This is a genomic window from Antarctobacter aquimaris (genome assembly GCF_900184945.1).
GTDB lineage: Bacteria > Pseudomonadota > Alphaproteobacteria > Rhodobacterales > Rhodobacteraceae > Maliponia > Maliponia aquimaris.
Map to the genome: position 1 here is coordinate 70,663 of NZ_FXYF01000011.1, position 23,935 is coordinate 94,597.

Sequence of the window (23,935 nt, forward strand, 5' to 3'; positions counted from 1 at the left end):
GGGGTCAGCGCAGATATCTGGCGCTGGCCCAGCCCTCCTTGCCGTGCCCCAGGTCGGCGTTCCACCAGACGACATCGTTGTTGAAACAGGCTGTGATCGTGTCGATGATCTGCTGCCGTGCGTCTGCCGGCAGCTCTGCCGCATCGGCCCAGCCGGTGCAGGCGTCAAGACACGTGGCGCGCTCTTCCTCCGTCCCGAACAGCTTGCCGGAGATCTTGCCGCGCCAGAGGCGGCTGTAGTTGTAGGCCTTGCCAACCTGTTTCGAGGTCGGGTCAGGGCTTTCGTGCAGCATGACGTGTCCTTCGGGCGCAACAACGCCGATCATGTGATCCTCGGCCGCGCCGCAGGACAGGCCCGCAGGCGGCATCAGGCCCGTTTCGATCTCGTCGGCCTCGGCCTCGATCCGGCGCGCCATCTGCGGCAGGTCGCGCAGGGGTGTTTCGGACGGAAAGATCGTGATCGTGTCGTAGAATTCCATCACCGGCGTCACGTCCTGCGGGCCGCAGTATTCGAAGAAAGACGTGCCGAGGACAGAGTCCCCGCCGCAGGCGCCCACCGTCATCACCCTTTCGCCGTCCGGTCCGTCATAAGTGTCCATGTCGATCTGGCAGTAGCGCTCTCCCATGCGTCCGTCGGCATGAAAGAAGGCGTCGCGCCCCGAGACGCTGTAGATGGGCGTAAAGATTTCCACCGGCTCGCCCGCGCGCAACGAGCCCTGCGCGTAGCGCGTCGTCAGCCGCTTCAGCGTGTCGGTGTCGGCGTTGCGCACCGGGGGCGGCGTGCCGCCCACGTGCCAGTTCGACAGGTTGTCGCAGGCGTTCAGCGCCTCGCGCGCGCTGGTACGTCTCGGTGCATCGTAGCCAAACACGGTGATGTCCCATCGCCCGGCCTTGTCCACCGTGTCGATGTAAAAGAAATCCTGTCCCTTGTGCTCCAGCAACGCTTCGACAAGGTCGGCCTTCATCGCCGGTGCGCCCTCGGCGGGCTTCCAGCGGTTGGCCATGCGCATGAATTCCAGCGACGACAGGATGGCCAGGTCAAAGCTTTTCTGGATGTCCATGCGGCTGTAGGACCTGTCCGGTGCCTCGAACGACGGGCGGTGAAAGCCCAGCGTGCCGTTCACGTGCAAGCGGCGCGAAAACTCGAGCAGCACGCGGTTGTCACCGATATCCGCCGTCAACTCGCCCCCGTCGATCGCCCCCAGCATGAAGATGATGGAACAGGCGGACAGGCAGACCGCGCCGTCGTCGATCACCGTGCCGATGCGGTTTTCCTCGACAAGAGCCGCGATCCTGGTGCCTTCCAGCAAGGATCCGCCCGGGCTGTCCAGGCAGAGCGCCAGGTCGCGCGGGAATTCCGCCCGGGCTTTCCATTCGGGCAGCGCCTCGAGGATTTTTTGCGAATCCCCGTTCGCGATCTGCCCGGACAACCGGGCGAGGCAATGGGGCGAGTCGACGGATTCCAGCGTGGCGGCATGCGCGGCAGGGGCCATGAGAGGGATCACCAACAGGACGATTGCGCGGATCATTCCAATCCTTTCAATTGCTTGCTCGGCAGGCAGGCTAATTCGCAATCCCGCTGCGGACAAGCCCGACAAGGCGGCGCAGCGGGGTCGTAGGTGACGTCAAGGGCGGTGGGGGAAAGCGGGCGCTGTTTTACCCGGTGCCAGAGGCAATTCTTTGTGCGATTGCCCTGTCACACGATGAATGGGGCGGGCAGAAACGCCCGGAATCACGAGGGGACACACCATGATCAAGGAATTCAGGGACTTTATCGCCAAGGGCAATGTCATGGACATGGCCGTGGGCATCATCATCGGCGCGGCCTTCACCGCGATCGTCACGTCGCTGGTCGGCGACATCATCAACCCGATCATCGCGCTGTTCACCGGCGGCATCGATTTTTCCGGCTGGTTCTACGCGCTGGACGGGAACGACTATGCCTCGATCAAGGCGGCACAGGATGCCGGCGCGCCGGTCTTTGCCATCGGTCAGTTCATCATGGCGGTGATCAACTTCCTGATCGTGGCCTTCGTGGTCTTCATCCTCGTCAAGATGGTGAACCGCATCAAGGATGCCGCGGCCAGGAAAGAGGCCGCCGCGCCCGAAGCGCCCAAGGGCCCGACCGAACTCGAGGTGCTGCTCGAGATCCGCGACAGCCTCAAGCGCGAGTAGACCGGCGCACGGGTTGCGCCAACCGGGGGGCTTGGCTATCAGGCCCCTCGACGCAGCCTGCCGGGAGTCGCCATGCCGAGAGCCGTGAAGATCGCCCTGGGCAGCATCCTGGTCGGGCTGGTCGTGCTGGCGGTCAAGTTGGCGGCCTGGGGGCTGACCGGCTCCGTCGCCCTGCTGTCGGACGCACTGGAAAGCATCGTCAACGTCGCCACGGCGGTCGCCGCCTTTGTCGCCGTGCGAATCGCCGCGCAGCCGGCCGATGCCCAGCACCCCTTTGGCCATCACAAGGCGGAGTATTTCAGCGCGGTCATGGAAGGCGTGCTGATCGTCGTCGCCGCCGTCTTCATCCTGAACGAGGCCTGGGGCGCCTACCAGGCGCCGCGCGCCATCGACGCGCCCTTTGTCGGCCTTGCGCTGATCGCCGTGGCGGGGGCGATCAACGCGCTCTGGTCCTTCGTGCTGATGCGCGAAGGGAGGGCGCTGCGTTCGCCGGCGCTGGTGGCGGACGGCAAGCACCTGATGACGGACGTGGTCTCCTCGGTCGGGGTCGGCATCGGCGTGGTGGCGGCGGTGCTGACGGGCGCGCTCTGGCTCGACCCGCTGCTGGCGGGGCTGGTCGCACTCAACATCCTGTGGTCCGGCTGGCAGGTGGTGCGCGGATCGGTGGCGGGGCTGATGGACGTCAGCGTCCCCGATGCCGACCTCGAGCGGATGCGGGACCTCATCTCGGCCAATGCCGATGGCGCGGTCGAGGCGCATGACCTGCGCGCGCGCCATGCCGGGCAGGCGACCTTTGTCGAGTTTCACCTGGTGGTGCCGGGCGAGATGTCGGTCGATGCCGCGCACGACATCTGCGACCGGATCGAGGCGGCGCTCAAGGCTGCCTTCGAAGGCAGCCGCATCACCATCCACGTCGAACCCGACCACAAGGCCAAGCACAACGGCATCGTCGTGCTCTGAAACGGCCGCCTTGCACGTCGGCCATCGTGCTTTCGCGGCTTCTTCGGTTTTTGAAATACCTCGGGGGGCGCCGGTGGAGCGCCATTGGTTCAAGCCCAATGGCGACGGGCAGAGCCCCCGGCCTGTCGGATCGCGCCAGCGATCCGACACCCCTCTGATCAGCCCTTGATCACCAGTTGCGGCGAGGTCACGTCCAGTCCCTGCGCAACACCCACGGCGTAGTAGGTCAGCTTGCCGGCGTGGACGTTCAGCCCGTTCAGCAGGTGCGGGTCTTCGGCGCAGGCCTGCCGCCAACCCTTGTTGGCCAGCGCCAGCATGAAGGGCATGGTGGCGTTGCCCAGCGCGATGGTCGAGGTGCGCGCCACGGCGCCCGGCATGTTGGCCACGCAGTAATGCATGATGCCGTCGACCTCGTAGACCGGGTCGGCGTGGGTGGTGGCCCTGGAGGTCTCAAAACAGCCGCCCTGGTCGATGGCCACGTCCACCAGCGCCGCGCCGGGCTTCATGGTGGCCAGATCCGCGCGCTTGATCAGCTTGGGCGCCTCGGCGCCGGGGATCAGCACCGCGCCGATCACCAGGTCCATGCGCGGCAGCAGTTCGGCCAGTCCGCCGCGATCGGAATACTGGGTGGTCAGCCGTCCCATGAAGACATCGTCGAGATAGGACAGGCGCGGCACCGACCGGTCCAGCACGGTGACGTTGGCGCCCATGCCGACCGCCACCCTAGCCGCCGCCGTGCCGACGACGCCGCCACCGATGATGGCCACATTCGCGGGACGCACGCCGGGCACGCCGCCCATCAGCACGCCAAGCCCGCCGTTGGCCTTCTGCAGGGTCCAGGCACCGACCTGCGGCGCAAGCCGCCCGGCCACCTCGGACATCGGGGCCAGCAGCGGCAGGCCGCCACGATCATCGGTGACCGTCTCGTAGGCGATGCAGGTGGCGCCCGAAGCCAGCAGGTCCCTGGTCTGCTCCGGATCGGGCGCGAGGTGCAGGTAGGTGAACAGCACCTGGCCTTCACGCAGCATGGCGCGCTCGGGGGCCTGCGGTTCCTTGACCTTCACGATCATGTCGGCGGTGGCAAAGATCTCCTGTGCGGTGTCGGCCAGATGCGCGCCGGCGGCGGTGTAGTCGGCATCGGTAAAGCCTGCGCCGGTCCCGGCGCCCTTCTGAACGATCACCTCATGGCCGGCGGCCACGGCCTCGCGCGCGGCGTTGGGTGTCAGGCCGACGCGGAATTCCTGCGGCTTGATTTCGGTCGGGCATCCGATCTTCATGGAAGGCATCCTTTATCGCGGTTTGCCGAAAGTATGCCAGCAAGGGCTTGCAAACCGATTCCAAGCTTGCTTTCTCTTCGGGCGGGCGGCGCACATTTGTTCGAAGAATGGCCGCGAACGGTGGAGGTTCTTGCGCAGATGGAGCTGGATGAGACGGACCGGCGTATCCTGCGGGTGTTGCAGCGCAAGGGGCGCATTTCCAACGCGGACCTGTCGGAAGAGGTGCACCTGTCGGCTTCGGCCTGTCACCGGCGGGTGCAGCGGCTGGAGGCAGAGGGCTATCTCCGTGACTACGTCGCGCTGCTGGACGAACGGCGGCTGGGCCTGCCTACCACGGTCTTTGTCGAGATCAAGCTGACCGCGCAGGCCAACGAGGTGCTGGACGCCTTCGAAAAGGCGGTGTCGCGGGTGCCCGACGTGCTGGAGTGCCACCTGATGGCCGGGACGGCCGATTACATCCTGAAGGTCGTGGCCGAGGACACCGAGGATTTCGCCCGCATCCACCGCCAGTACCTGACGCGCCTGCCCGGCGTGGCGCAGATGCAAAGCTCGTTTGCCTTGAAGACGGTGTTCAAGACGACAGCCCTGCCGATATGAGAAAATGCTGGTTTCCGTCGATTTTTTCGCAGAATGTTCAAGGCGAAGACGCCTGATTTAGTCCTCTTTTTCGATATTCCTGCCAGACCCTCTGCAAAGACGGAGATGGTGGATGCCTTTCAGTATCTATGCCGAGGACAACAGCTTTGCGGTTTCGACGGGCAGCAACGTGCGTGCGACGTCGATGCGGTCCCGTTTCGACGACAATCCCAACGTGTCAAAAGACCTGGTCATCACGACCAAGGCCGGAGATGCGGAACCGCGTCTGTTCGAAGTCGGCGATACCTACGACATCAGCTTTGGCGGGAGCGGGGGGACCAAGCTGCTGGATGCCGTGGTGTTGCGGAGCGACACCAGAGGCGGGGATACCGGCGTCATCGTGTTCGAGGGAACCGATCAGAACGGTGCGCTGACCCAGGTCGTCTGGACCCCCAACGTGGATCTCGAAAACTGGTATTGGACCAACTTCACTCAGGGCACGCCGCCACAGTTCTACTACAACGACATGGATTCGAACTATACCCACGAGTACATCTGTTTCGAACAATCGGTTCGCGTGGCGACCCCCCGGGGCTATGTGCGGGTGGACAAGCTGGAGGTTGGCCAGACCGTCTGCACCTGGGGCGGGACCAAGCGCGAAGTGCGCTGGCTGGGGCACAAGTCCGTCGATGGCACCGGGTCGATGGCGCCGGTCCGATTTGCCAAGGGGACCATCGGGAATTTCGCCACGGTCAAGCTGTCGCCGCAGCATCGCGTGCTGATAAGTGCGCCAGAGGCCGACCTGCAATTCGGCGCGTCCGAGGTCCTGGTGCCCGCGATTTCCCTGGTGGACGGCAAGAACGTGCGCCAGGTGCAGAAGGAGACGGTGACCTATGTGCACATCCTGCTGGACCGCCACGACATCCTGATTGCCGAAGGGGCCCCCTGCGAAAGCCTGTTTCCCGGTCTGCGCACCCGCGAATTGCTGAGCGCCGAGGACCGTGCCGCGATCTCTTCGGTGACGGCGGGATTCGATGGCGCGCCTTGCAGGCCGTTGCTGCGGCGCGCCGAAGGTGCGCTGATCGCGCCCCTGCGGCGGGTGCCGGAGCGTGAAATGGCGCAGATCTGACCGTCAGCTCTTGGGCTTGTCGTCGTAGTCGCCCGACAGGATGCGGCGGGCATCCCCTTCGGGGTCATCGTACTGGTTCGACCTCAGGGTAAAGACAAAGAAGGCGAGGCCGAGCCCACCCAGCACCAGCGAGATCGGGATCAGGTAGGTCAGGACGTTCATCGCGGGCCTCCTTCAGCGCAGCCGCAGGGCATTGACCGACACGGTAATCGAGCTGATCGACATGGCCAATGCGGCAATCAGAGGCGAGCAGAGCCCGGCCACAGCCAGCGGCACGGCGATCACGTTGTACCAGGTGGCGATGGTGAAGTTCTCGCGGATGCGGCGGGTGGCCTTGCGCGCGGTGCGCAGCGCCTCGGGGATCGGGTCGAGCGAGCCACCCAGCAGCACGATGTCCGAGGCGACCCTTGCGGCGTCCAGCGCCGAGGCGGGCGAGATCGAGGCATGCGCCGCGCGCAGCGCCGCGGTGTCATTGAGCCCGTCGCCGACCATCAGCACGGTGCCGCCCTCGCGGGTCAGCAGGTCGATCCGCGCGGTCTTGTCCTGCGGCAGCGCCTCGGCGACCCAATGGGTGATGCCCAGGCGCCGGGCCAGGGATTCGACCGCCGGGGTGGTGTCGCCGGAGACCAGGACGACCTTCAGCCCCGCTTCGGTCAGCTGGCGGACGGTGGTTTCGGCACCCTCGCGCAGCCGGTCGGTGAAGGTGAAGGCCTGCGCCGGGCCGTCGCCCACGCGCAGCCAGGCGGCGGTCTGGTCGGTGCGTCCGCCACCCACCCAGGCGGCGCGGCCCAGCCGCACCTCCTGCCCGTGCCAGGTGCCCGTGGTGCCGTGGCCCGGCACCTCGGCGACATCGGTCACGGCGGCGGGCTTGATCCCGGCGGCGCGGGCCGCTTCGGTCAGGGCGCGCGACAGCGGGTGGCTGGAGCCTTCGCCCAGCGCCAGCGCGATCTCGAGGTCGCGGCGGGTGAAGTCGCCGAGGTTGGTCACTTCGGGCGTGCCCGCGGTCAGCGTGCCGGTCTTGTCAAAGACCACGGTGTCGACCTGCGCCAGCCGTTCCAGCGCGGTGGCGTCCTTGATCAGCAGGCCGCGGCGGAACAGCCGGCCCGAGGCGGCGGTGGTGACGGCCGGCACGGCGAGACCCAGCGCGCAGGGGCAGGTGATGATCAGCACGGCGGCGGCGATGTTGACCGCCACGCGCATGTCGCCAGTCCAGGCCAGCCAGCCGAGGAAGGCCAGCGCCGACAGGATGTGCACGCCCGGCGCGTAGAGCTTGGCCGCGCGGTCGGCCAGCGAGGTATAGCGCGAGCGGCCGGATTCGGCGATGGCGACCAGGTCCGCCATGCGGTGTAACGAGGTGTCGCGGCCGACGGCGGAGGCGCGGATGGTCAGCGGGCCGGTCAGGTTGACCTCGCCCGCGCTGACGGCGCGGCCCGGTTCGGCAAAGACTGGCAGCGTCTCGCCGGTCAGCAGCGAGCGGTCAAGCTCCGATGTTCCGGCGACGATCTCGCCGTCCACCGGCATGCGGCCACCGGGGCGGACGCGGACCAGATCGCCGACCGCAAGGGCGCTGACGGAAACCTGCTCTTCGCCGTCATCGGTCAGCCGCCAGGCGCGCGGCACCTCCAGCGCGGTCAGTTCCTCGGCCGCAGAACGGGCCATGGAGCGGGTGCGGTGATCGAGGTAGCGGCCGGTCAGCAGGAAGAAGGTCAGCGCGATGGCGGCGTCGAAATAGGCGTGTTCGCCGGACAGCGAGGTTTCCCACAGCGAGGTGACCACCGCCAGCAGGATGGCCAGGCTGATCGGCACGTCCATGTTCAGCCGCCGCGCCGACAGCGCAGTCCAGGCGTTGCGGAAGAAGGGCATCGCCGAAAAGCCCACCGCCGGCAGCACGATGGCGGCCGAGATCCAATGGAACAGGTCGCGCGTCGGTCCTTCGGCGCCGGACCAGACCGCGACCGACAGCAGCATGACGTTCATCGAGGCAAAGCCGGCGACGGCCAGCCGCATCAGCAGGTCACGCCCGGCCTTGTCCGTGGCGGTGGCGGCCAGGGCGGTGTTGTCAAGCTCGTGCGCCTCGTAGCCCGCCGCCTGAACCACCGGGATCATGTCCTCGGCGGTGACGTCCGGGTCGGCCTCGATGGTGACCCGTTTCAGTGTCAGGTTGACGCGGGCGGAATGCACCTGCGGCAGCGCGTTCAGCGCGCGTTCGACGCTGGACATGCAGGCGGCGCAATGGATCGTCGGCAGCGATAGGACGATGTGCGCGTCGGTGGGGGTGTCCAGCGCGGCCAGCGCCTCGGCGGCCGGGGCCGCAGAACAGGCGGGGCAGGCGGATACCGGGGGGCGCAGGGTGGCGGTCATGTCAGTTGGCCACCGTAAGTTCGAGCCGCTGTTCAAAGATGGTGCCGTCCGGCGCGGTCGCGGTCAGCCAGACGTCCCAGTTGCCCGGGCGCAGGTCGGTTTGCGCGACATAGTCGCGGCCGTCGAAGGTAAAGACCGGCTCGCGGTCCTCGCTGACGTTGGTGGGGCGGCCGACCTTGGCCGCCAGGTCGGCGGCCTGTACCGGGCGGCCGTCGGCGTCGGTGATGGAGAGGATCAGGTAATCCTCGTCCAGCCGGGCCTTGACCGTCCAGCCCAGCGCCACCTGTGCGGCGCGGCGGGCGTTGAAGGTCTGGCTGGCGACGTAGGAGTTCGAGACTTCGAGCCCTGGGAAGGTCTTTACCGCGTTGACGGCCAGCGCGATGTTGACCCCGATGATGACCGCAAAGGCGCCGCCGAAGATGCCCAGCGCGTGCCAGCCGGTCAGCCGGAATTCCTTCTTGGTCATCAGTTCGCCTTTCCGTTGAAGAGGGTGTCGGTGTGCGCGCGGTCGCCGGTGGTCAGGTCCTCGACCCAGAAACGGAACTCGGTCCGTTCGGCATTGGCCGGGGCCGAGCCGTTGGGCGCGATGACATAGACGCGCTGCAGGAAGGTTTCGTTCGCGGGCACGGTGACGGTCTGGTAGGGCGTGCCTTCCAGCTGGACCCGCAGCGTCAGGTCGCCCTTGAGCGTGATGCGGAACGGGCGGTCGTCACCATGCTTGTTCAGCAGGCGCACGTCGTAGGTGTTGCGGACCGAGCCGTCCGAGAGGGTGACAAAGGTCGGGTTGCGCACCGGGGCCACCGTCATCTCGAGGTCGGGACGGATGAACAGCGCAAAGACGAGGCCGATGCCCACGAGGCTCCACAACGTGGTGTACATGATGGTGCGGGCGCGGAAGACATGCTGCCAGATCGGGCGCGGGGTGCTTCCGGCGCGTTCGTGCGGTTCGTCCGACAGGGCCAGGTAGTCGATCAGCCCGCGCGGCTTGCCGATCTTGGCCATGACGTCGTCACAGGCGTCGATGCAGAGGGCGCAGGTGATGCACTCCATCTGCTGGCCGTCGCGAATGTCGATGCCCATGGGGCAGACGTTGACACAGGCCATGCAGTCGATGCAATCGCCCAGCTTGTCGGCGCCTTCGCTCTTGCGGTGCTTGCCGCGCGGTTCTCCGCGCCAGTCGCGGTAACCGACGGTCAGCGTGTCCTCGTCCATCATCGCGGCCTGGATGCGTGGCCAGGGGCAGGCATAGATGCAGATCTGTTCCCGCGCAAAGCCGCCAAAGAAGAAGGTGGTCAGCGTCAGGATCAGCGTGGTGGTGTAGGCGACGGGGTGCGCCTGCCCGGTGATGAGGTCCATGAACAGCGTCGGCGCATCGGCGAAGTAGAAGACCCAGGCCCCCCCGGTGGCGAGACCGATCAGGAACCAGGCGATCCATTTCGTCAGCCGCAGCCGCAGCTTGCGCGCGTCCATCTTCTTTTGCCGGTGCAGGCGCAGGCGGGCGTTGCGATCCCCCTCGATCCAGCGCTCGACCAGAATGTAGAGGTCCGTCCAGACGGTCTGCGGGCAGGCGTAGCCGCACCAGACGCGCCCCAGCGCCGAGGTGAACAGGAACAGGCCAAGGCCCGCCATGATCAGCAGGCCGGCGACAAAGTAGAATTCATGCGGCCAGATCTCGATCCAGAAGAAGAAGAAGCGGCGATGGGCAAGGTCGATCAGCACCGCCTGGTCCGGCAGTTGCGGCCCGCGGTCCCAACGCAGCCAGGGGGTGATGTAGTAGATCCCCAGCGTCACGATCATGATGACCCACTTGAGATTGCGGAACTTGCCGCTGACCCGCCGGGGAAAGATCGGTTCGCGCGAGGCGTAGAGGGAGGGGGCAGGGGAATTGTCGTCGGACACGGGGGAATCGCTCCGTTGGATACGGGTTTGAGCTGCTTTTCCCAAAGATGCCGCGCCGCAGCTTTGACCTGCATCAATTTCTGAATTTCATAGTCAGCTTTTCGCGGCCTCGCGGCGCAGCCAGGTCAGGAAGGCTTTCAGCGGCGGGCGCGGCACGCCGGGACGGGTGACGATGTGGTAGCCGGACTTGCGCGTGTCCTCGAAGAGCTTGCACAGACGGCCCGCCTGGATGTCCTGTTCGACAAAGACCCCGGCGCAGATGGCGAACCCCTGTCCGGCGCGGGCGGCCTCCATCATCAGGTTGCCCGGCAGAGCGGTATAGCCGCGCCCGGCGTCGCGGTCCACGCCGTGCCGTTTGAACCAGTCGGTGGTCTCGCTGGTGCCCAGTTCCTGCAACCAGTGTTCGTCGCGCAGGTCGGCGGGCGAGGCGATCTGCCGCGTGCCGACGAGCTCGGGCGCGGCGACCACGACGATGGGGGACCGCACCAGCAATTCGGACTCGAGCCCGGGCCAGTGACCGTCGCCGTAGCGCAGCGCCACGTCGATGCCGCCCGGTTCCAGTGCCTGCACCTGGGCCGAAGGGTCGATCATCAGGTTGATCTCTGGGTGCCGTTCGCGAAAGCCGTGCAGACGCGGCATCAGCCAGGCGGCGGCAAAGGTCGGCGTGGTCGAGATCTGCAACGGGCGCGCGGCGTCGGCCCCGGTCAGCGCCTCGACCGTGAGGGCGATGCTGCCAAAGGCCTCGGCCAGGGTGCGCGCCAGGGTCTCGCCCTCGGGGGTCAGCGCCATCTGGCGGCCCGAGCGGTCCAACAGGGCAAGGCCCAGGTGGCCCTCCAATGCGCGCATCTGCTGGCTTATGGCAGCATGGCTAACATTGAGCAATGCGCCGGCACTGCTGACGGAGCGTGTTTCTGCATAGGCAGCAAAGGCACGCAGGGCTGAAAGCGGGGGCAGGGCGGACCAGTTCATGTGTAATGCAGGCTTACATTAGAGATGTTTTCCTGAGTCGCATGAACCGCCATCCCGGGTCAAGATCGGATCATCAGACACCTTGTCGAGGAGATCCCCATGTTCAGCATTTTCGCCAGAAGCTTCATGACCGCCACCCGTACCGCCCCCGACCAGGAAACCCCGGTGCGCCACGACCTGCCGCGCCTGCGTGCGCCAGTTGGCGGTTCCGGTCGCCATCAGGGCATCTGGAAGGCGCGCAGGGATGATTGATCCGGTCGTCTTTCACCCACGTCTGTGGCAGGCGGGTCTTTGGCCCTGGCAGGGCTGGACCCTGCCGCCCCGGCGCAGGCTGGTCCGCGGCCCCTCGGGGCGCTGAGAGGATCGTTTTGGGTGGGAAAGGCAAAAGGGCGCTGGTGTCCCAGGAAACGCGCGAACAGGACAGGACACCAGCGCCTTACCCCACCCCTGAGGGCGGGGAACCGGACATCGGGGCCGAGACCTCGATGCCGTTAAGGAAATCATAACAGGGCCGGCGGCGGGCGCATTGACTTGGGTCAAACAGACCCGTTCTCGACACGAATTTTTTGCCCGGCCATACAGAATTTTCCTTGCGACCCGGGCGAAGGAGTGCGCTGGCCCCGGTGCTGCCGAGCGGACGAAAGAAAGGCCCCCGCCGGTGACGGCGGGGGCCTTGTCGTTGTTCCGGGTCAGCCGGTTACTCGGTGGCTTCGCCGCCACCCAGGCCGTGCACGTAGCTTGCCACGGCGCGAATCTGCGCCTCGGACAGACGCTCGCCCCAGGCAGGCATCGCGCCGGCGCGCGCGTTGTAGACCGACTCGTAGACCTGGTCGTAGCCGCCGCCGTACAGCCAGATGGCATCGGTCAGGTTGGGCGCGCCTTGCAGGCGGTCGCCCTTGCCGTCCTCGCCGTGGCAGCCGGAGCAGTTGGCCGCAAAGACCTCTTCACCCGCTGCGGCGGCTTCGGCGTCCTGCGGCGCCTGGCCGGACATTTGCAGGACGTAGTTCACCACCTGCACGACCTCTTCCTCGGCCAGCAGTTCGTCACGGCCAAAGGCCGGCATCTCGGACTGGCGCAGGTAATCGCCGTCGGCGTCCGCCTGCTGGCGGATGCCGTGGGTGATCGTGGTGTGAATATCCTCGATCGAGCCGCCCCAAAGCCAGTCGTCATCCAGCAGGTTCGGGTAGCCCGGTGCCCAGCCCGCCTGGCTGGACCCCGCCGCACCCGAGCCGTGGCACTGTGCGCACCAGCTGCGGAAGACCGCGGCGCCGGCGTTGTTGGCATAGGTCAGCAGCTCCGGATCCTGCGAGATCTCGGTCAGTTCGGTCGAGGCCAGCTTCTGGTTGATCGGACCCAGTTCGGCGGTGTGGTCCTCGATCGCCTTTTCCACGTTCATGCGGGTCGAGAAGCCCAGCAGGCCCGGGGTCGCCCCGGAGATCCCCGGCCAGGCGGGGTAGGCGATGGAATAGCCGACCGCCCAGACGATGGTGGCGTAGAAGGTCCACAGCCACCACTTGGGCAGGGGTTTGTTGTACTCCTTGATGCCGTCCCACTCGTGTCCGGTCGTCTCGTAGTCGAGATCGTCGTTCTTCTTGTTGTCACTCATTTTCCCGGCCTCCTCAGTTTGCGGCGGGTTTGTCGGACCGCTGGGGCGCGGGACGATCTTCGTTGCGGAACGGGATGTTGGCGGTGTCCTCGTGGATCTTTCCCGATCCGGGCCGGAAGGCCCAAATCACGATCGCCACGAAGAAGCCGAACATCGCCAGCAGCGCCCAGCTGTCTGCCAGCTGCCGAAGGAAGGAATAGGTTTCCATATGTCCCTCCCTCAGCGGCTTGCGTCGGGCGTGAAGGTCGAGAAGTCGACCAGCGTGCCCAGCATCTGCAGGTAGGCGATCAGCGCGTCCGCCTCGGACACACCCGGCTGCCCGTCGAAGTTGCGCACGTTCACGTTTTCCCCGTAGCGTTCGAGCAGGCCGTCATAGTCGCTGTCCGGGTCCGCCTGGGCGGTGAAATCGGCAGCGGCCATTTCCAGCATCTCGTCACTGTAGGGCACCCCGACAAGGCTGTTGGTGAACATGATGTCACCGATCCTGTCGGCGGTGATGTGTCCGCTCTGCAGCGTTCCACCGGCGTCCAGCATGCGCTGCTCGAGGTAGCTGTACTTCGGCATCACCGATTCCGGCACCACGGACTGCGGATCGCGCAGGTGGTCGACGTGCCAGTCGTCCGAGTAGCGGCCGCCGACGCGGGCCAGGTCCGGCCCGGTCCGCTTGGACCCCCACTGGAACGGGTGGTCGTACTTGCTTTCCACCGCCAGCGAGTAGTGGCCGTAGCGTTCGACCTCGTCGCGCATCGGGCGGATCATCTGGCTGTGGCAGACGTAACAGCCCTCGCGCAGATAGACCTCGCGTCCGGCCAGTTCCAGCGGCGTGTAGGGCCGCATGCCGTCGACGTCCTCGATGGTGTTCTCGAGATAGAACAGCGGCACGATCTGCACCAGGCCGCCGATGGTCACCACGAGAAAGGCGAAGATGGCCAGCAGGGTGACGTTCTTTTCCAGGATCGCGTGTTTCTTGAGAATGCTCATGTCCGGTCCTCCTTATTCGGCCGGAGTGGCATGGGCCGCGGCGGCGCGGGCCTCGACGGCCGGCGACCGGGTTGCGGTCATCCACAGGTTGTAACACATGATCAGGGCACCGGTGAGGAAGAGCCCGCCGCCGAGGGCGCGCACGACGTACATCGGGAACTTGGCCCCCACGGTGTCGGCGAAGCTGTTCACGAGGAAGCCGTTCGCATCCACTTCACGCCACATCAGGCCTTCCATGATGCCGGTCACCCACATCGAGGCGGCGTAGAGCACGATGCCGATGGTGGCGAGCCAGAAGTGCCAGGACACCATCGAGAGCGAATACAGCCGCTCGCGGTTCCACAGCTTGGGCACGAGGAAGTAGAGCGCGCCGAAGGTGATCATGCCGTTCCATCCCAGCGCACCCGAGTGCACGTGGCCGATCGTCCAGTCGGTGTAGTGCGACAGCGAGTTGACCGCGCGGATCGACATCATCGGGCCTTCGAAGGTGGACATGCCGTAGAAGCCGACCGAGATCACCATCATCCGGATCACCGGGTCGGTGCGCAGCTTGTCCCAGGCGCCGGCCAGGGTCATCAGGCCGTTGATCATGCCGCCCCAGGAGGGCATCCACAGCACGACCGAGAACACCATGCCCAGCGTCGAGGCCCAGTCAGGCAGCGCGGTGTAGTGCAGGTGGTGCGGACCGGCCCAGATGTAGATGAAGATCAGCGCCCAGAAGTGGATGATCGACAGCTTGTAGCTGAAGACCGGGCGTTCGGCCTGCTTGGGGATGAAGTAGTACATCATGCCCAGGAAGCCGGCGGTCAGGAAGAAGCCCACCGCGTTGTGGCCGTACCACCACTGCGTCATGGCGTCCTGCACGCCCGAGAACACCTGCACCGATTTCGATCCCCAGATAGAGACCGGGATGGCCAGGTTGTTGAACACGTGCAGCATCGCCACCGTGATGATGAACGACAAGAAGAACCAGTTGGCCACGTAGATGTGGGGCTCCTTGCGCTTCACGATGGTGCCGACAAAGACCGCCAGGTAGGCCAGCCAGACCACGGTCAGCCACCAGTCCACGTACCATTCCGGCTCGGCGTATTCCTTGCCGTGGGTGGAGCCCAGCACATAGCCCGTCGCCGCCAGCACGATCACCAGTTGGTAGCCCCAGAACACGAACCAGGCCAGGTTGCCGCCCCAGAGCCGTGCCGCGGAGGTGCGCTGCACCACGTAGAAGGAGGTGGCGATCAGCGCGTTGCCGCCAAAGGCAAAGATCACCGCGCTGGTGTGCAGCGGCCGCAGCCGGCCGAAGTTCATGTAACCCTCCGCCCATTCGTAGTTCAGCGACGGAAAGGCCAGCTGGGTTGCGATCCAGGTGCCCACGAGGAACCCGATCACGCCCCAGAAGGCGGTGGCAATGACCCCGTAGCGGATCACGCCGTCCATGTATTCGTTTTGCGGAGCCGGCGTGACCGGTTCGTCGGTGTGGCGAAGGACCCACAGAAACAGCCCGGCGGAGACCGCCAGGATGATAATCGCATGGACCATGTAAGCCACATCCCGTGCGTAATTGGTCGCGATCATTGCAAAGATCGCGATCACGCCAAGCACGATGAGCTTGAGGTAATTCAACATTTTTCGTCCCTTCGTCTTACCCGCACGATTCGTTCACCGCAGGGGCGGTTATCAGACTGGGCCCGTGTTAACGAGGTTCGTGGAAAGGCATCCTTGATCTGCATCAATGGAACAGGACGCGGGCCTTGACGCGGGTCAATGTGCGACACTTGGCGCAGGGGTAGCCTGACCCGATGAAGACGACGGAGACATTCATGTATTACAAGTCCATCCTGACGGTGGTCACGGACCGCGACCTGGCGGCCTCGACGCTTGCCCATGCCGCGACCGTGGCCGAGTCCTACAACGCACATCTGGATGCGCTTTGCTTCGGCGTCGACCGCACCCAGACCGGCTATTACTACGCGGGCGCCAATGCCATGGTCCTGCAAGAGACGCTGACCCGGGCCACCAAGGAGGCGGAGGCTCTGGCCGCTATTGCGCGTGAGCAACTGGGCAAGTCCGCGGCGCTCTGGGGGGTCGATCACGGCGTCGCGCAGCTGGCGGACATCGGACGCCACGTCGCGGCGCGGGCCCGGTTCTCGGACCTGGTCGTGCTGCCGCAGCCTTATGGCAAGGGCAGGGGCGTGGAAATGGAGCCGGTGGTCGAAGGCGCGCTGTTCGAAGGGCAGGTGCCTGTCCTGATCGTTCCGGACAGCGTCGAGCCGGCAACGATGCCGCGCCAGGTCGTCATCGGCTGGAACGAAAGCAACGAGGCGCTGCGCGCCGTGCGCGCCGCGATTCCACTGCTGGCCAAGGCGGAGTCAGTCCACGTGGTGGTCATCGACCCGCCGCGCCACGGGCCCAACCGTTCGGACCCCGGCGGCATGTTGTCCGAGTTCCTCGCCCGTCACGGCGTCAAGGCCGAGATCGACGTGCTGGCCAAGACCCTGCCCAGGGTGTCGGACGTGATGATGCGGCATGTCGAGGACCTGGATGCCGACATGGTGGTGATGGGTGCCTACGGGCACTCGCGCTTCCGCGAGGCGATCCTGGGTGGCGCGACGCGCAACATGCTGGAACAGACAAAGGTGTCCGTGTTCATGGCGCACTAAAGGGGAAGTGGGGTCACGCGCCGGGAATGGCGACGTGGCCCTCGCTGATCCGCACCGCCGAGCCGCTGACGTGGACGGCCGAAAGGGCGCCGTCCACGACGAGGACGCGCAGCCCGATCTCGCAGAGGCGGCCCATGGCGCGCCCCTGCTCCAGGCGCAGGCGCGTCTCACCTTCGGGCAGCGCGCCGCAGGCCAGAAGTTGCGCCGCAAGGATGGCCGAGGCCGAGCCGGTTCCTGGGTCCTCGGGGATGCCGTCGCCCGGGGCAAACATGCGGGCGGAATAGCTGCCGTCCTGCCCGGCCGTGTAGACATAGGCATTATTCAGCCCGGTCGCCCTGCACAGGTCTTCCCAGGCGGCGCCCGAGGGGCGGGCGCTGGTCAGGGCCGGTTCGTCGCGCAGGGGGATGTAGGCAAAGCCGGGTCCGCCCTGCCACACCCCCGGAAGATGTCCGTCGAATCCGATATCTTCGGCCTTGAGGCCCAGCGCGGCGGAGATCTCTGCGACGGAAGGGCAGGCGCCGCCGGTCCAGGCGTGCGGCAGCACCGGCGCCCGCAGTTCGGCGCTGATCCGCCCGGCAACGCGCTGCACCTGCACCGGGACCAGGCCTGCGACCTCTTCCAGCGTGATTTCGGTGCTGAAATCGCCCTCGGGCGCCGTGGTCAGGGCAAGATGAATGGCGCAGCCGATCGTGGGGTGACCGGCAAAGGGGATTTCGGCCGTGGGAAAGAAGATCCGCACCTTGGCCGTGTGCGCCGACTCATCCGGACGCTGGACAAAAATCGTCTCCGACAGGTTGAACTCGCGGGCGATGGTCTGCATCGCCGCATCGCTCAGCCCGTCCGCACCTTCGACGATGGCCAGCGGGTTCCCGGCAAAGGGCGTTTCCGTGAACACGTCACAGGTGACGAATCGCAGCATTCAGACCAGCATGCCGCCGTCGCCGTCGTCGCCGGCCTCTTCCATCAGGCGGGCCATGTCCGGCACGGTGACGTGGCGCTTGCCCTCAAGCTCGATCACGCCGTCCTTTTTCAGCGCGGAAATCTGGCGGCTGACCGTTTCCAGCGTCAGGCCCAGGTAGTCGGCCATCGCCTCGCGCGTCAGCGGCAGGTCAAAGACGACCTTGGCGTCGCGGCCGTCCCGCAGGTTCAGCGTGGAATCGCGCCGTGCGATGATCGACAGCAGCGAGGCGATCTTTTCGCGCGCGGTCTTGCGCCCCAGCACCAGCATCCATTCGCGGGCGGCGTCCAGTTCGTCCAGCGTCATTTCCAGCAGCCGCTGCGCGATATGCGGCGTCCGCGACATCATTTCCTCGAACGGCGCGCGGCGGAAACAGCACATGACCAGATCGGTCGTGGCGACCACGTCGTAGGCGGCGGTGATGCGTCCCGGGCGGCCGACGAAATCGCTGGGCAGCAGAAGGCCAACCATCTGCGTGCGGCCGTCCTCCATCGCCTGGCTCAGCGTGGCGATTCCCGACACGACAGAGCCGACGAAATCCATCCGATCGCCAGCCCAGATGATCGACTGCCCGGCCTCGAACCGTCTGTAATACTTGATCTGTTCCAGCCGGTCCAATTCGTCGGATTCGCAACGGGCACAGACGGCACGGTGCCGGATCGGGCAGTCGCTGCAATCCGGGTTTGCCGCCAGGCTTCGTTCGTTCAGCATCTGCTCTGCCCCTCAATTGATCTACGTCAAAGCCCGCGTCATTTTCATGGCCTAACCGTACGCATATGCAGCACCGAACTCAACTCGCCCGCTTGGGTCTTTTCGACGCCAAAGTGCCCAGATACACCTCGTATCCGACCGCCCCGAACTTCGACGGCGATGTTGGTCCTGCGCGGTTCCGTGAATGGATCCAGGCCCTTCCTCAAGATGGTAACGTATCTCTCTATTTGCATGTACCATTTTGCCGCAGGTTGTGCTGGTTTTGCGCCTGTCGCACACAAGGCACGGCCACGCTTGCGCCCGTAGAGGCGTATGTCGGTGATCTTGAAAAGGAACTTTCCCTTCTGCGCGACGCCTTGCCACGGGGGGTCAAGCTGTCGCGCCTGCATTGGGGCGGGGGTACGCCGACGCTGCTGTCGCCCGACCTGATGAAACGGCTCATCGACTCGGTGCGGCAGACTGCGGAATTCGCCGAAGGCTATGAATTCTCGGTCGAGATCGACCCGAACGAGATCGACGCCGAGCGCCTCGATGCCCTGGCTGCGGGCGGGATGAACCGCGCCTCCATCGGGGTGCAGGATTTCGACCCCGAGATCCAGGGCCTGATCGGCCGCGAACAGAGCTATGACCTGACCCGGCAGGCGGTTGACCTGATCCGCGAACGGGGCGTTGCCAGCCTGAACGCCGACATCCTGTTCGGCCTGCCGCACCAGTCCAAGGCGCGCATCACCGAAACGGTGCAGAAACTGGTGAGTTTCGCGCCGGACCGGGTTGCGCTCTATGGCTACGCGCATGTGCCCTGGATGGCCAAGCGGCAGCAGATGCTGCCGTCCGACGCGCTGCCGACCCCGCAGGAGCGGCTGGACCTGTTCGAGACCGCGCGCCGGCTGTTTCTCTGGGACAGCTACCGCGAAATCGGCATCGACCACTTTGCCGTGCCCGGCGACGGTCTGGCAAAGGCGCAGGAGAACGGCACGCTGCGGCGCAATTTCCAGGGCTATACCGACGACACCTCCGAGGTGCTGATCGGCGTCGGCGCGTCGTCGATCTCGAAGTTTCCGCAAGGCTTTGCCCAGAATGCGTCGAGCACGTCGAAACACGTGGCGGCAATCCGCGGCGGCGACTTCTCGACCGCGCGGGGGCACGTCTTCAAGGGTGACGACCTGCTGCGCAGCCGCCTGATCGAGGCGGTCATGTGCGACTTCCGGATCGATGCGGCCGAGATCCTGGACAGCTTCGCGATCTCGCGGCAGGCCCTGTACGAGATGTTCCGCCAGGCCAACGCGAGGTTCGACAACCTGCTCCAGATCACCGAGGACGGGCTCTACATCCCGCAGGAGGTCCGGCCGCTGACGCGGATGGTTGCCCGCAGTTTCGACGCCTACGACCTGTCCAAGGCGGGCCATTCCAGCGCCATCTGACCGGAGGCTCCGGCTTGCATCCTCTCAGAGGGCGATCCGGTGCTGCAGCAGGGTTGCCCGCTGCGGGACAAGCGGTTCGACCTCGGTGCCGGGTGGGCGCACGGATGTCATGACCCCCAGCCAGCGGGGGTCGGGCGTGCCCGGCCATGCCTCTGCGGGGCACCACGGCGTTTCCGCCACGAGGGTCACGCGCTGGTACGGGCGATGATGCAGCCGTGGCGGCACGGGCAGACGCAATTCCCCCCAGCGCCGGTAGGGGACGAAGACCCGGTAGCCTTGCCGCCACGCCGTGCGCAGCACCACCCATGTCCCGCTGGCCTCGGTTTCGTCCGGAGCACTGGCCGTCAGGTACAGCCGCAAGCTGCCGTCAGGTCGCGTGACCGCCGGCACGCGGGCGCGAGGGCCCGTCCAGCGCACCAGCAGCGGGCCCGGATGCCGCTCTGCCGGGTAGAGGCCGGTGACGGACCCCTGTGACCGGTCGTAGCCGTGTGCCGTATCGATGTAGCGCCTGTAACGCATGTACTCCTTCGAGCCGGGAACGATCCGGAAGGATCGTGCATCGTGCGGGTGCTGTGTCAGGTGCAGGGAAAACCTGTCGACACCCAGTTCCTGGGCAAGAGCGATGGCCGCGTCGATCTGGTCGCGGCTGTCGGTCCAGTGGAACACGAGATAGCGCCACACGATCCTTGGCCGTGCGGATCCCGCAGCGGCGCGCGCCTCGCACATCTGGCGCAGGCCCTTGAGCGCCGTGGCCAAGCGCCCATTTACGTGGTAGCGCGCATAGCTGTCCTCGGTCATGCCACTGATTGAGAACACGATCTCGTCCAAACCGGCCATCACCACCGCCTCGGCCTTGCGCGCCGATGCGAGCGGGATGCCGTTGGTGCTGGTGACGATATGGGCCTGCGGCGCGGCGGCCCGGATGTCGGCGATCATCTGTGGCGCGCCACGGTGCAGGAACGGGTCGCCGTAGTTGAAAAAGTAGACCCCCTCGAGAGTGCCGTCGACCTGCTCGAGGATGCGGCGCAGCAATTCCGGCGTGAGGTCATCGACGTCCCGTGTCCGGATGGCCGGGTCGTTGTTGGGGATGCATGACCCCTGTGGGCAGCGCAGGTTGCAGCGGATCGTCGGCTCGATCACCACGCGGCGGGGCAGGTCGGGCCGCGGCGGCAGCGGTCCGGTGCGGGGACCGTCGAGAGGTTCGGCCAGACCGCAATCGCGGCATTTCAATCCGTTGCGCAACCCTTCGCGCAGGCGGTCGAATTCGGGATTTGCAAAGATTTCCGCAAGGCTCTGCCGTCCGACGTGACCAAAGCTGCGCAGGCCGTGCGGATCGTCCAGCCCACAGGTGACATGGCCGTCCGACAGGATGGTGAGACTGTCCTCGATCCATTTGCAGCGCTTGGGCCGCCCGTCATCCGGAACAAGGAACGCGCTCGGATGCGGGTGTTTCAGGTTGAACGGCCCGTCCGCCATGCCGCCTCAGGCCACGATGTCGAAGGCCGCGGCCAGCAGCGCCCGGGTGTATTCCGTCTGCGGCGCGTCAAAGATCTGCTGCGCGGTGCCGTATTCCACGAGGTCACCCTGCTTCATCACGATGACCTTGTGGCTCATGGCGCGCACGACGCGCAGGTCGTGGCTGATGAAGAGATAGGCCAGGTTGTACTTGCGTTGCAGGTCGCGCAGCAGGTTCACGATCTGCACCTGCACCGTCATGTCCAGCGCCGAGGTCGGCTCATCCAGCACCAGCAACCGGGGCCGCAGCACCATGGCGCGGGCGATGGCGATGCGCTGGCGCTGGCCGCCGGAGAACTCGTGCGGATAACGGTGCATGCTCATCGGATCGAGGCCGACTTCGGCCATGACCTCGGCCACGAGATCGCGGTGCCTGCGGCCGTCCGGCGCGCCGTGCACCTCCAGCCCCTCGGCGATGATCTGTTCGCAGGTCATCCGCGGGCTGAGCGAGCCGTAGGGGTCCTGGAACACGATCTGCATTTCGGCGCGCAGCTTGCGCAGGCGCTTGGTCGACCAGGCGTTCACGTCCTCGCCGCGATAGGTGATGCCCCCTTCGGAGCGGATCAGCCGCATGATCGCCAACGCGAGCGTCGTCTTGCCCGAACCGGATTCACCCACGATGCCCACGGTTTCGCCCTCCCGCACGGCGATCGAGGCGTCGTTGACCGCCTTGACGTAACCCACCGTGCGCTTCATCAGCCCGCGCTGGATCGGGAACCAGATCTTCAGGTTGTCGGTGCGGGCGATCTCCACGGCTTCGGGCGCCACCGGATCAGGGACGCCGGTGCTTTCGGCCGACAACAGCTTGATCGTGTAGGGGTGCTTCGGGTTGGCGAAAATCTCGGCCGTGCGCCCCTGTTCGACGATCTCGCCGTCCTTCATCACGCAGACGCGGTCGGCGATCTTGCGGACGATGCCCAGGTCGTGGGTGATGAACAGCAGGCTCATGTCCTCGGCGCGCTTGAGCTCGGCCAGCAGTTCGAGGATCTGCGCCTGGATCGTCACGTCCAGCGCGGTGGTCGGCTCATCGGCGATCAGCAGGTCCGGCCCGTTGGCCAGCGCCATGGCGATCATCACGCGCTGCCGCTGCCCGCCGGACAGCTGGTGCGGGTAGGACGACAGGCGGCTTTCCGGCTCGCGGATGCCGACCTTGGTCAGCAGTTCGATGATCCGTGCGCGCGCCGCCTCGCCGGTCAGGCCCTGGTGCAGCTCCAGGCTTTCGCGGATCTGCTTTTCCAGCGTGTGCAGCGGGTTGAGCGAGGTCATCGGCTCCTGGAAGATAAAGCTGATGTCGTTGCCGCGCACCTGCCGCAAGCGCTTGCGATCCGCGCCGATCATCTCCTGCCCGGCGTATTTGACCGAGCCCGAGACACGCGCCGAGTCGCCCAGCAGCGACACGGTGCTGAGGGCAGTCACCGACTTGCCCGAACCGGACTCACCCACCAGCGCCACGGTCTCGCCCTTCTCGATCTCGAAGGAGACCCCCTTGACGGCGGGCACGTCGATGCCGTCCTGCCGGAAGGAGACGCGCAGATCGCGGACCTGGAGAAGGGCTGTCATGCAAAGGTCTTTCTGGGGTCGAAGGCATCGCGCACGCCTTCGAAGATGAAGACCAGCAGCGACAGCATCAGAGCAAAGACGAAGAAGGCGGTAAATCCCAGCCAGGGCGCCTGGAGGTTCTGTTTCGCCTGCAAGGTCAGTTCGCCCAGCGAGGGCGCCGAGGAGGGCAGGCCGAAGCCGAGAAAGTCGAGACCCGCCAGTGTGCTGATGGTGCCGGTGACGATGAAGGGCAGGAAGGTCAGCGTGGCGACCATCGCGTTGGGCAGCATGTGGCGGAACATGATGGTGCGGTTCGACACGCCCAGCGCCTTGGCGGCGCGGACGTATTCCAGGTTGCGCGCGCGCAGGAATTCCGCCCGCACAACCCCTACCAGCGCCGTCCAGCCGAACAGGATGGTGAGGAACACCAGCAGCCAGAAACTTCGCCCCAGGATCGCGAAGAGGATGATGATGATGTAGAGCGAGGGCGTCGCGCCCCAGATCTCGATCACCCGCTGAAAGATCAGGTCCAGCCAGCCGCCGAAATACCCCTGCAGCGCTCCGGCGACGATGCCGATGATCGAGGCGCAGACCGTGACGATCAGGGTGAACAGGATCGACAGGCGAAAGCCGTAGATCACCCGGGCCACGACATCGCGTTTCGTGTCGTCGGTGCCCAGCCAGTTCTGGTCGTTCGGGGGCAGGGGTGCCGCGCCGGGGCGGTCCACTGGGGTGTCAAAGCTGTAGGGAATCAGCGGCCAGATCAGCCAGCCCTTGTGAAAGCCGTCCGCCGTCAGAACGCCTGCCTCGGCGTCCTCGATCATGCCGGCGGGATCGTCGAAACAGTCCTCCAGCCCGCCAGTGATGATCAGGCAGCGCACCTCGGGATCGCGGTAGGGGGCTTCGGTCCTGAAGTCGCCGCCGAATTCCGTCTCGGGGTAGAAGGTGAAGATCGGGGCATAAAGCTCGCCCCGGTAGCTGACGAGGATCGGCTTGTCATTGGCCAGGAACTCGGCACACATCGAGAGCCCGAACAGGAACATGAAGATCCACAGCGACCACAAGGCGCGGCGGTTGCGCTTGAAGTTGTTCCAGCGTCGCCGGTTGAGCGGCGACAGGGTGAACAGCCCCTTCTTCGGCTCCGGCGGCAGGGTGTAGGCGGGCGCGGTCTCTGGCTTGGGCTGGGGATTGGCGACCATTGC

At 65.9% G+C, this 23,935-nt stretch carries 23 protein-coding genes; 7 read left to right on the forward strand and 16 right to left on the reverse strand.

Annotated features, from left to right (window positions below; translation table 11 throughout):
* Nucleotides 1–4: 4 nt before the first annotated feature.
* Nucleotides 5–1,528: a hypothetical protein gene (locus MAA8898_RS18095; RefSeq protein WP_094022431.1), complete on the reverse strand. Its 1,524-nt coding sequence runs from the start codon at nucleotides 1,526–1,528 to the stop codon at nucleotides 5–7.
* 220 nt (nucleotides 1,529–1,748) lie between these two features.
* Here MAA8898_RS18095 and mscL point away from each other — a divergent pair, with 220 nt between their 5' ends.
* Both mscL and MAA8898_RS18105 read left to right on the forward strand, forming a co-directional pair.
* Nucleotides 1,749–2,174 (forward strand): large conductance mechanosensitive channel protein MscL, encoded by a 426-nt coding sequence (gene mscL, locus MAA8898_RS18100; RefSeq protein WP_094022432.1) that lies wholly within the window; start codon nucleotides 1,749–1,751, stop codon nucleotides 2,172–2,174.
* 72 nt (nucleotides 2,175–2,246) lie between these two features.
* Entirely contained in the window at nucleotides 2,247–3,134 is an 888-nt protein-coding gene (locus MAA8898_RS18105; RefSeq protein WP_094022433.1) for a cation diffusion facilitator family transporter, read from the forward strand.
* Nucleotides 3,135–3,292: 158 nt separating this feature from the next.
* Here the strand turns inward: MAA8898_RS18105 and ald are convergent, their stop codons facing one another.
* Nucleotides 3,293–4,411: an alanine dehydrogenase gene (gene ald, locus MAA8898_RS18110; RefSeq protein WP_094022434.1), complete on the reverse strand. Its 1,119-nt coding sequence runs from the start codon at nucleotides 4,409–4,411 to the stop codon at nucleotides 3,293–3,295.
* Between the two features lie 138 nt (nucleotides 4,412–4,549).
* Here ald and MAA8898_RS18115 point away from each other — a divergent pair, with 138 nt between their 5' ends.
* Nucleotides 4,550–5,008, forward strand: coding sequence for an Lrp/AsnC family transcriptional regulator (locus MAA8898_RS18115; RefSeq protein ID WP_094022435.1), 459 nt, complete (start codon nucleotides 4,550–4,552; stop codon nucleotides 5,006–5,008).
* Nucleotides 5,009–5,120: 112 nt separating this feature from the next.
* Nucleotides 5,121–6,116 carry a Hint domain-containing protein gene (locus MAA8898_RS18120; protein WP_094022436.1) on the forward strand — a complete coding sequence of 332 codons (996 nt, stop codon included), beginning with the start codon at nucleotides 5,121–5,123 and terminating at the stop codon, nucleotides 6,114–6,116.
* Between the two features lie 3 nt (nucleotides 6,117–6,119).
* On the opposite strand, the gene ccoS is transcribed toward MAA8898_RS18120, so the two are convergent.
* From ccoS to MAA8898_RS18145, 5 genes are all read right to left on the reverse strand, one after another.
* Nucleotides 6,120–6,278 carry a cbb3-type cytochrome oxidase assembly protein CcoS gene (gene ccoS, locus MAA8898_RS18125; RefSeq protein WP_094022437.1) on the reverse strand — a complete coding sequence of 53 codons (159 nt, stop codon included), beginning with the start codon at nucleotides 6,276–6,278 and terminating at the stop codon, nucleotides 6,120–6,122.
* 12 nt (nucleotides 6,279–6,290) lie between these two features.
* Nucleotides 6,291–8,477 carry a heavy metal translocating P-type ATPase gene (locus MAA8898_RS18130; protein ID WP_094022438.1) on the reverse strand — a complete coding sequence of 729 codons (2,187 nt, stop codon included), beginning with the start codon at nucleotides 8,475–8,477 and terminating at the stop codon, nucleotides 6,291–6,293.
* 1 nt (nucleotide 8,478) lies between these two features.
* On the reverse strand, nucleotides 8,479–8,943 hold the full coding sequence (locus MAA8898_RS18135) for a FixH family protein (RefSeq protein WP_094022439.1): 465 nt from the start codon (nucleotides 8,941–8,943) through the stop codon (nucleotides 8,479–8,481).
* A complete protein-coding gene (gene ccoG / locus MAA8898_RS18140) occupies nucleotides 8,943–10,376 on the reverse strand; it encodes a cytochrome c oxidase accessory protein CcoG (RefSeq protein ID WP_094022440.1) in 1,434 nt (477 codons plus the stop codon). Before ccoG ends, MAA8898_RS18135 begins: the two co-directional genes overlap by 1 nt.
* 93 nt (nucleotides 10,377–10,469) lie before the next feature.
* Nucleotides 10,470–11,345 (reverse strand): LysR family transcriptional regulator, encoded by an 876-nt coding sequence (locus tag MAA8898_RS18145; protein WP_094022441.1) that lies wholly within the window; start codon nucleotides 11,343–11,345, stop codon nucleotides 10,470–10,472.
* Nucleotides 11,346–11,444: 99 nt separating this feature from the next.
* Between MAA8898_RS18145 and MAA8898_RS26340 the strand changes: the two genes are divergently transcribed.
* Nucleotides 11,445–11,597: a hypothetical protein gene (locus MAA8898_RS26340; protein ID WP_176445218.1), complete on the forward strand. Its 153-nt coding sequence runs from the start codon at nucleotides 11,445–11,447 to the stop codon at nucleotides 11,595–11,597.
* 445 nt (nucleotides 11,598–12,042) lie between these two features.
* On the opposite strand, the gene ccoP is transcribed toward MAA8898_RS26340, so the two are convergent.
* Genes ccoP through ccoN form a run of 4 tightly spaced genes read right to left on the reverse strand, consistent with a single transcriptional unit; the run spans nucleotide 12,043 to nucleotide 15,555 of the window.
* On the reverse strand, nucleotides 12,043–12,951 hold the full coding sequence (ccoP, locus tag MAA8898_RS18150) for a cytochrome-c oxidase, cbb3-type subunit III (protein WP_094022442.1): 909 nt from the start codon (nucleotides 12,949–12,951) through the stop codon (nucleotides 12,043–12,045).
* 13 nt (nucleotides 12,952–12,964) lie between these two features.
* Complete coding sequence (locus MAA8898_RS18155) at nucleotides 12,965–13,159, reverse strand: cbb3-type cytochrome c oxidase subunit 3 (RefSeq protein ID WP_094022443.1); 195 nt, start codon at nucleotides 13,157–13,159, stop codon at nucleotides 12,965–12,967.
* Nucleotides 13,160–13,170: 11 nt separating this feature from the next.
* On the reverse strand, nucleotides 13,171–13,932 hold the full coding sequence (ccoO, locus tag MAA8898_RS18160) for a cytochrome-c oxidase, cbb3-type subunit II (protein ID WP_094022444.1): 762 nt from the start codon (nucleotides 13,930–13,932) through the stop codon (nucleotides 13,171–13,173).
* 12 nt (nucleotides 13,933–13,944) lie between these two features.
* Entirely contained in the window at nucleotides 13,945–15,555 is a 1,611-nt protein-coding gene (gene ccoN, locus MAA8898_RS18165; protein WP_094022445.1) for a cytochrome-c oxidase, cbb3-type subunit I, read from the reverse strand.
* A gap of 194 nt (nucleotides 15,556–15,749) precedes the next feature.
* On the opposite strand from ccoN, the gene MAA8898_RS18170 reads away from it, so the two are divergent.
* On the forward strand, nucleotides 15,750–16,589 hold the full coding sequence (locus MAA8898_RS18170) for a universal stress protein (protein WP_094022446.1): 840 nt from the start codon (nucleotides 15,750–15,752) through the stop codon (nucleotides 16,587–16,589).
* Between the two features lie 13 nt (nucleotides 16,590–16,602).
* Here the strand turns inward: MAA8898_RS18170 and MAA8898_RS18175 are convergent, their stop codons facing one another.
* The gene (locus MAA8898_RS18175; protein ID WP_094022447.1) at nucleotides 16,603–17,508 is read right to left on the reverse strand and encodes a PhzF family phenazine biosynthesis protein; all 906 of its coding nucleotides are present in this window, start codon (nucleotides 17,506–17,508) and stop codon (nucleotides 16,603–16,605) included.
* Nucleotides 17,509–18,258 carry a transcriptional regulator FnrL gene (gene fnrL / locus MAA8898_RS18180; protein ID WP_094022448.1) on the reverse strand — a complete coding sequence of 250 codons (750 nt, stop codon included), beginning with the start codon at nucleotides 18,256–18,258 and terminating at the stop codon, nucleotides 17,509–17,511. It lies immediately after the preceding gene.
* Nucleotides 18,259–18,323: 65 nt separating this feature from the next.
* Here fnrL and hemN point away from each other — a divergent pair, with 65 nt between their 5' ends.
* Nucleotides 18,324–19,679 (forward strand): oxygen-independent coproporphyrinogen III oxidase, encoded by a 1,356-nt coding sequence (gene hemN, locus MAA8898_RS18185; protein WP_094022449.1) that lies wholly within the window; start codon nucleotides 18,324–18,326, stop codon nucleotides 19,677–19,679.
* Between the two features lie 24 nt (nucleotides 19,680–19,703).
* Here the strand turns inward: hemN and MAA8898_RS18190 are convergent, their stop codons facing one another.
* From MAA8898_RS18190 to MAA8898_RS18200, 3 genes are read right to left on the reverse strand one after another with little or no spacing between them, the layout of a single operon-like run.
* On the reverse strand, nucleotides 19,704–21,155 hold the full coding sequence (locus MAA8898_RS18190; RefSeq protein WP_094022450.1) for a radical SAM protein: 1,452 nt from the start codon (nucleotides 21,153–21,155) through the stop codon (nucleotides 19,704–19,706).
* Nucleotides 21,156–21,161: 6 nt separating this feature from the next.
* Nucleotides 21,162–22,754, reverse strand: coding sequence for an ABC transporter ATP-binding protein (locus MAA8898_RS18195; RefSeq protein WP_094022451.1), 1,593 nt, complete (start codon nucleotides 22,752–22,754; stop codon nucleotides 21,162–21,164).
* A complete protein-coding gene (locus tag MAA8898_RS18200) occupies nucleotides 22,751–23,932 on the reverse strand; it encodes an ABC transporter permease (RefSeq protein WP_094022452.1) in 1,182 nt (393 codons plus the stop codon). Before MAA8898_RS18200 ends, MAA8898_RS18195 begins: the two co-directional genes overlap by 4 nt.
* Between the last annotated feature and the right edge of the window lie 3 nt (nucleotides 23,933–23,935).

Bases quoted from the DNA above. Each gene is read 5' to 3' on its own strand.
- MAA8898_RS18095 (WP_094022431.1), bottom strand. From the start codon at position 1,528: ATGATCCGCGCAATCGTCCTGTTGGTGATCCCTCTCATGGCCCCTGCC.
- mscL (WP_094022432.1), top strand. From the start codon at position 1,749: ATGATCAAGGAATTCAGGGACTTTATCGCCAAGGGCAATGTCATGGAC.
- MAA8898_RS18105 (WP_094022433.1), top strand. From the start codon at position 2,247: ATGCCGAGAGCCGTGAAGATCGCCCTGGGCAGCATCCTGGTCGGGCTG.
- ald (WP_094022434.1), bottom strand. From the start codon at position 4,411: ATGAAGATCGGATGCCCGACCGAAATCAAGCCGCAGGAATTCCGCGTC.
- MAA8898_RS18115 (WP_094022435.1), top strand. From the start codon at position 4,550: ATGGAGCTGGATGAGACGGACCGGCGTATCCTGCGGGTGTTGCAGCGC.
- MAA8898_RS18120 (WP_094022436.1), top strand. From the start codon at position 5,121: ATGCCTTTCAGTATCTATGCCGAGGACAACAGCTTTGCGGTTTCGACG.
- ccoS (WP_094022437.1), bottom strand. From the start codon at position 6,278: ATGAACGTCCTGACCTACCTGATCCCGATCTCGCTGGTGCTGGGTGGG.
- MAA8898_RS18130 (WP_094022438.1), bottom strand. From the start codon at position 8,477: ATGACCGCCACCCTGCGCCCCCCGGTATCCGCCTGCCCCGCCTGTTCT.
- MAA8898_RS18135 (WP_094022439.1), bottom strand. From the start codon at position 8,943: ATGACCAAGAAGGAATTCCGGCTGACCGGCTGGCACGCGCTGGGCATC.
- MAA8898_RS18145 (WP_094022441.1), bottom strand. From the start codon at position 11,345: ATGAACTGGTCCGCCCTGCCCCCGCTTTCAGCCCTGCGTGCCTTTGCT.
- MAA8898_RS26340 (WP_176445218.1), top strand. From the start codon at position 11,445: ATGTTCAGCATTTTCGCCAGAAGCTTCATGACCGCCACCCGTACCGCC.
- ccoP (WP_094022442.1), bottom strand. From the start codon at position 12,951: ATGAGTGACAACAAGAAGAACGACGATCTCGACTACGAGACGACCGGA.
- MAA8898_RS18155 (WP_094022443.1), bottom strand. From the start codon at position 13,159: ATGGAAACCTATTCCTTCCTTCGGCAGCTGGCAGACAGCTGGGCGCTG.
- ccoO (WP_094022444.1), bottom strand. From the start codon at position 13,932: ATGAGCATTCTCAAGAAACACGCGATCCTGGAAAAGAACGTCACCCTG.
- ccoN (WP_094022445.1), bottom strand. From the start codon at position 15,555: ATGTTGAATTACCTCAAGCTCATCGTGCTTGGCGTGATCGCGATCTTT.
- MAA8898_RS18170 (WP_094022446.1), top strand. From the start codon at position 15,750: ATGTATTACAAGTCCATCCTGACGGTGGTCACGGACCGCGACCTGGCG.
- MAA8898_RS18175 (WP_094022447.1), bottom strand. From the start codon at position 17,508: ATGCTGCGATTCGTCACCTGTGACGTGTTCACGGAAACGCCCTTTGCC.
- fnrL (WP_094022448.1), bottom strand. From the start codon at position 18,258: ATGCTGAACGAACGAAGCCTGGCGGCAAACCCGGATTGCAGCGACTGC.
- hemN (WP_094022449.1), top strand. From the start codon at position 18,324: ATGCAGCACCGAACTCAACTCGCCCGCTTGGGTCTTTTCGACGCCAAA.
- MAA8898_RS18190 (WP_094022450.1), bottom strand. From the start codon at position 21,155: ATGGCGGACGGGCCGTTCAACCTGAAACACCCGCATCCGAGCGCGTTC.
- MAA8898_RS18195 (WP_094022451.1), bottom strand. From the start codon at position 22,754: ATGACAGCCCTTCTCCAGGTCCGCGATCTGCGCGTCTCCTTCCGGCAG.
- MAA8898_RS18200 (WP_094022452.1), bottom strand. From the start codon at position 23,932: ATGGTCGCCAATCCCCAGCCCAAGCCAGAGACCGCGCCCGCCTACACC.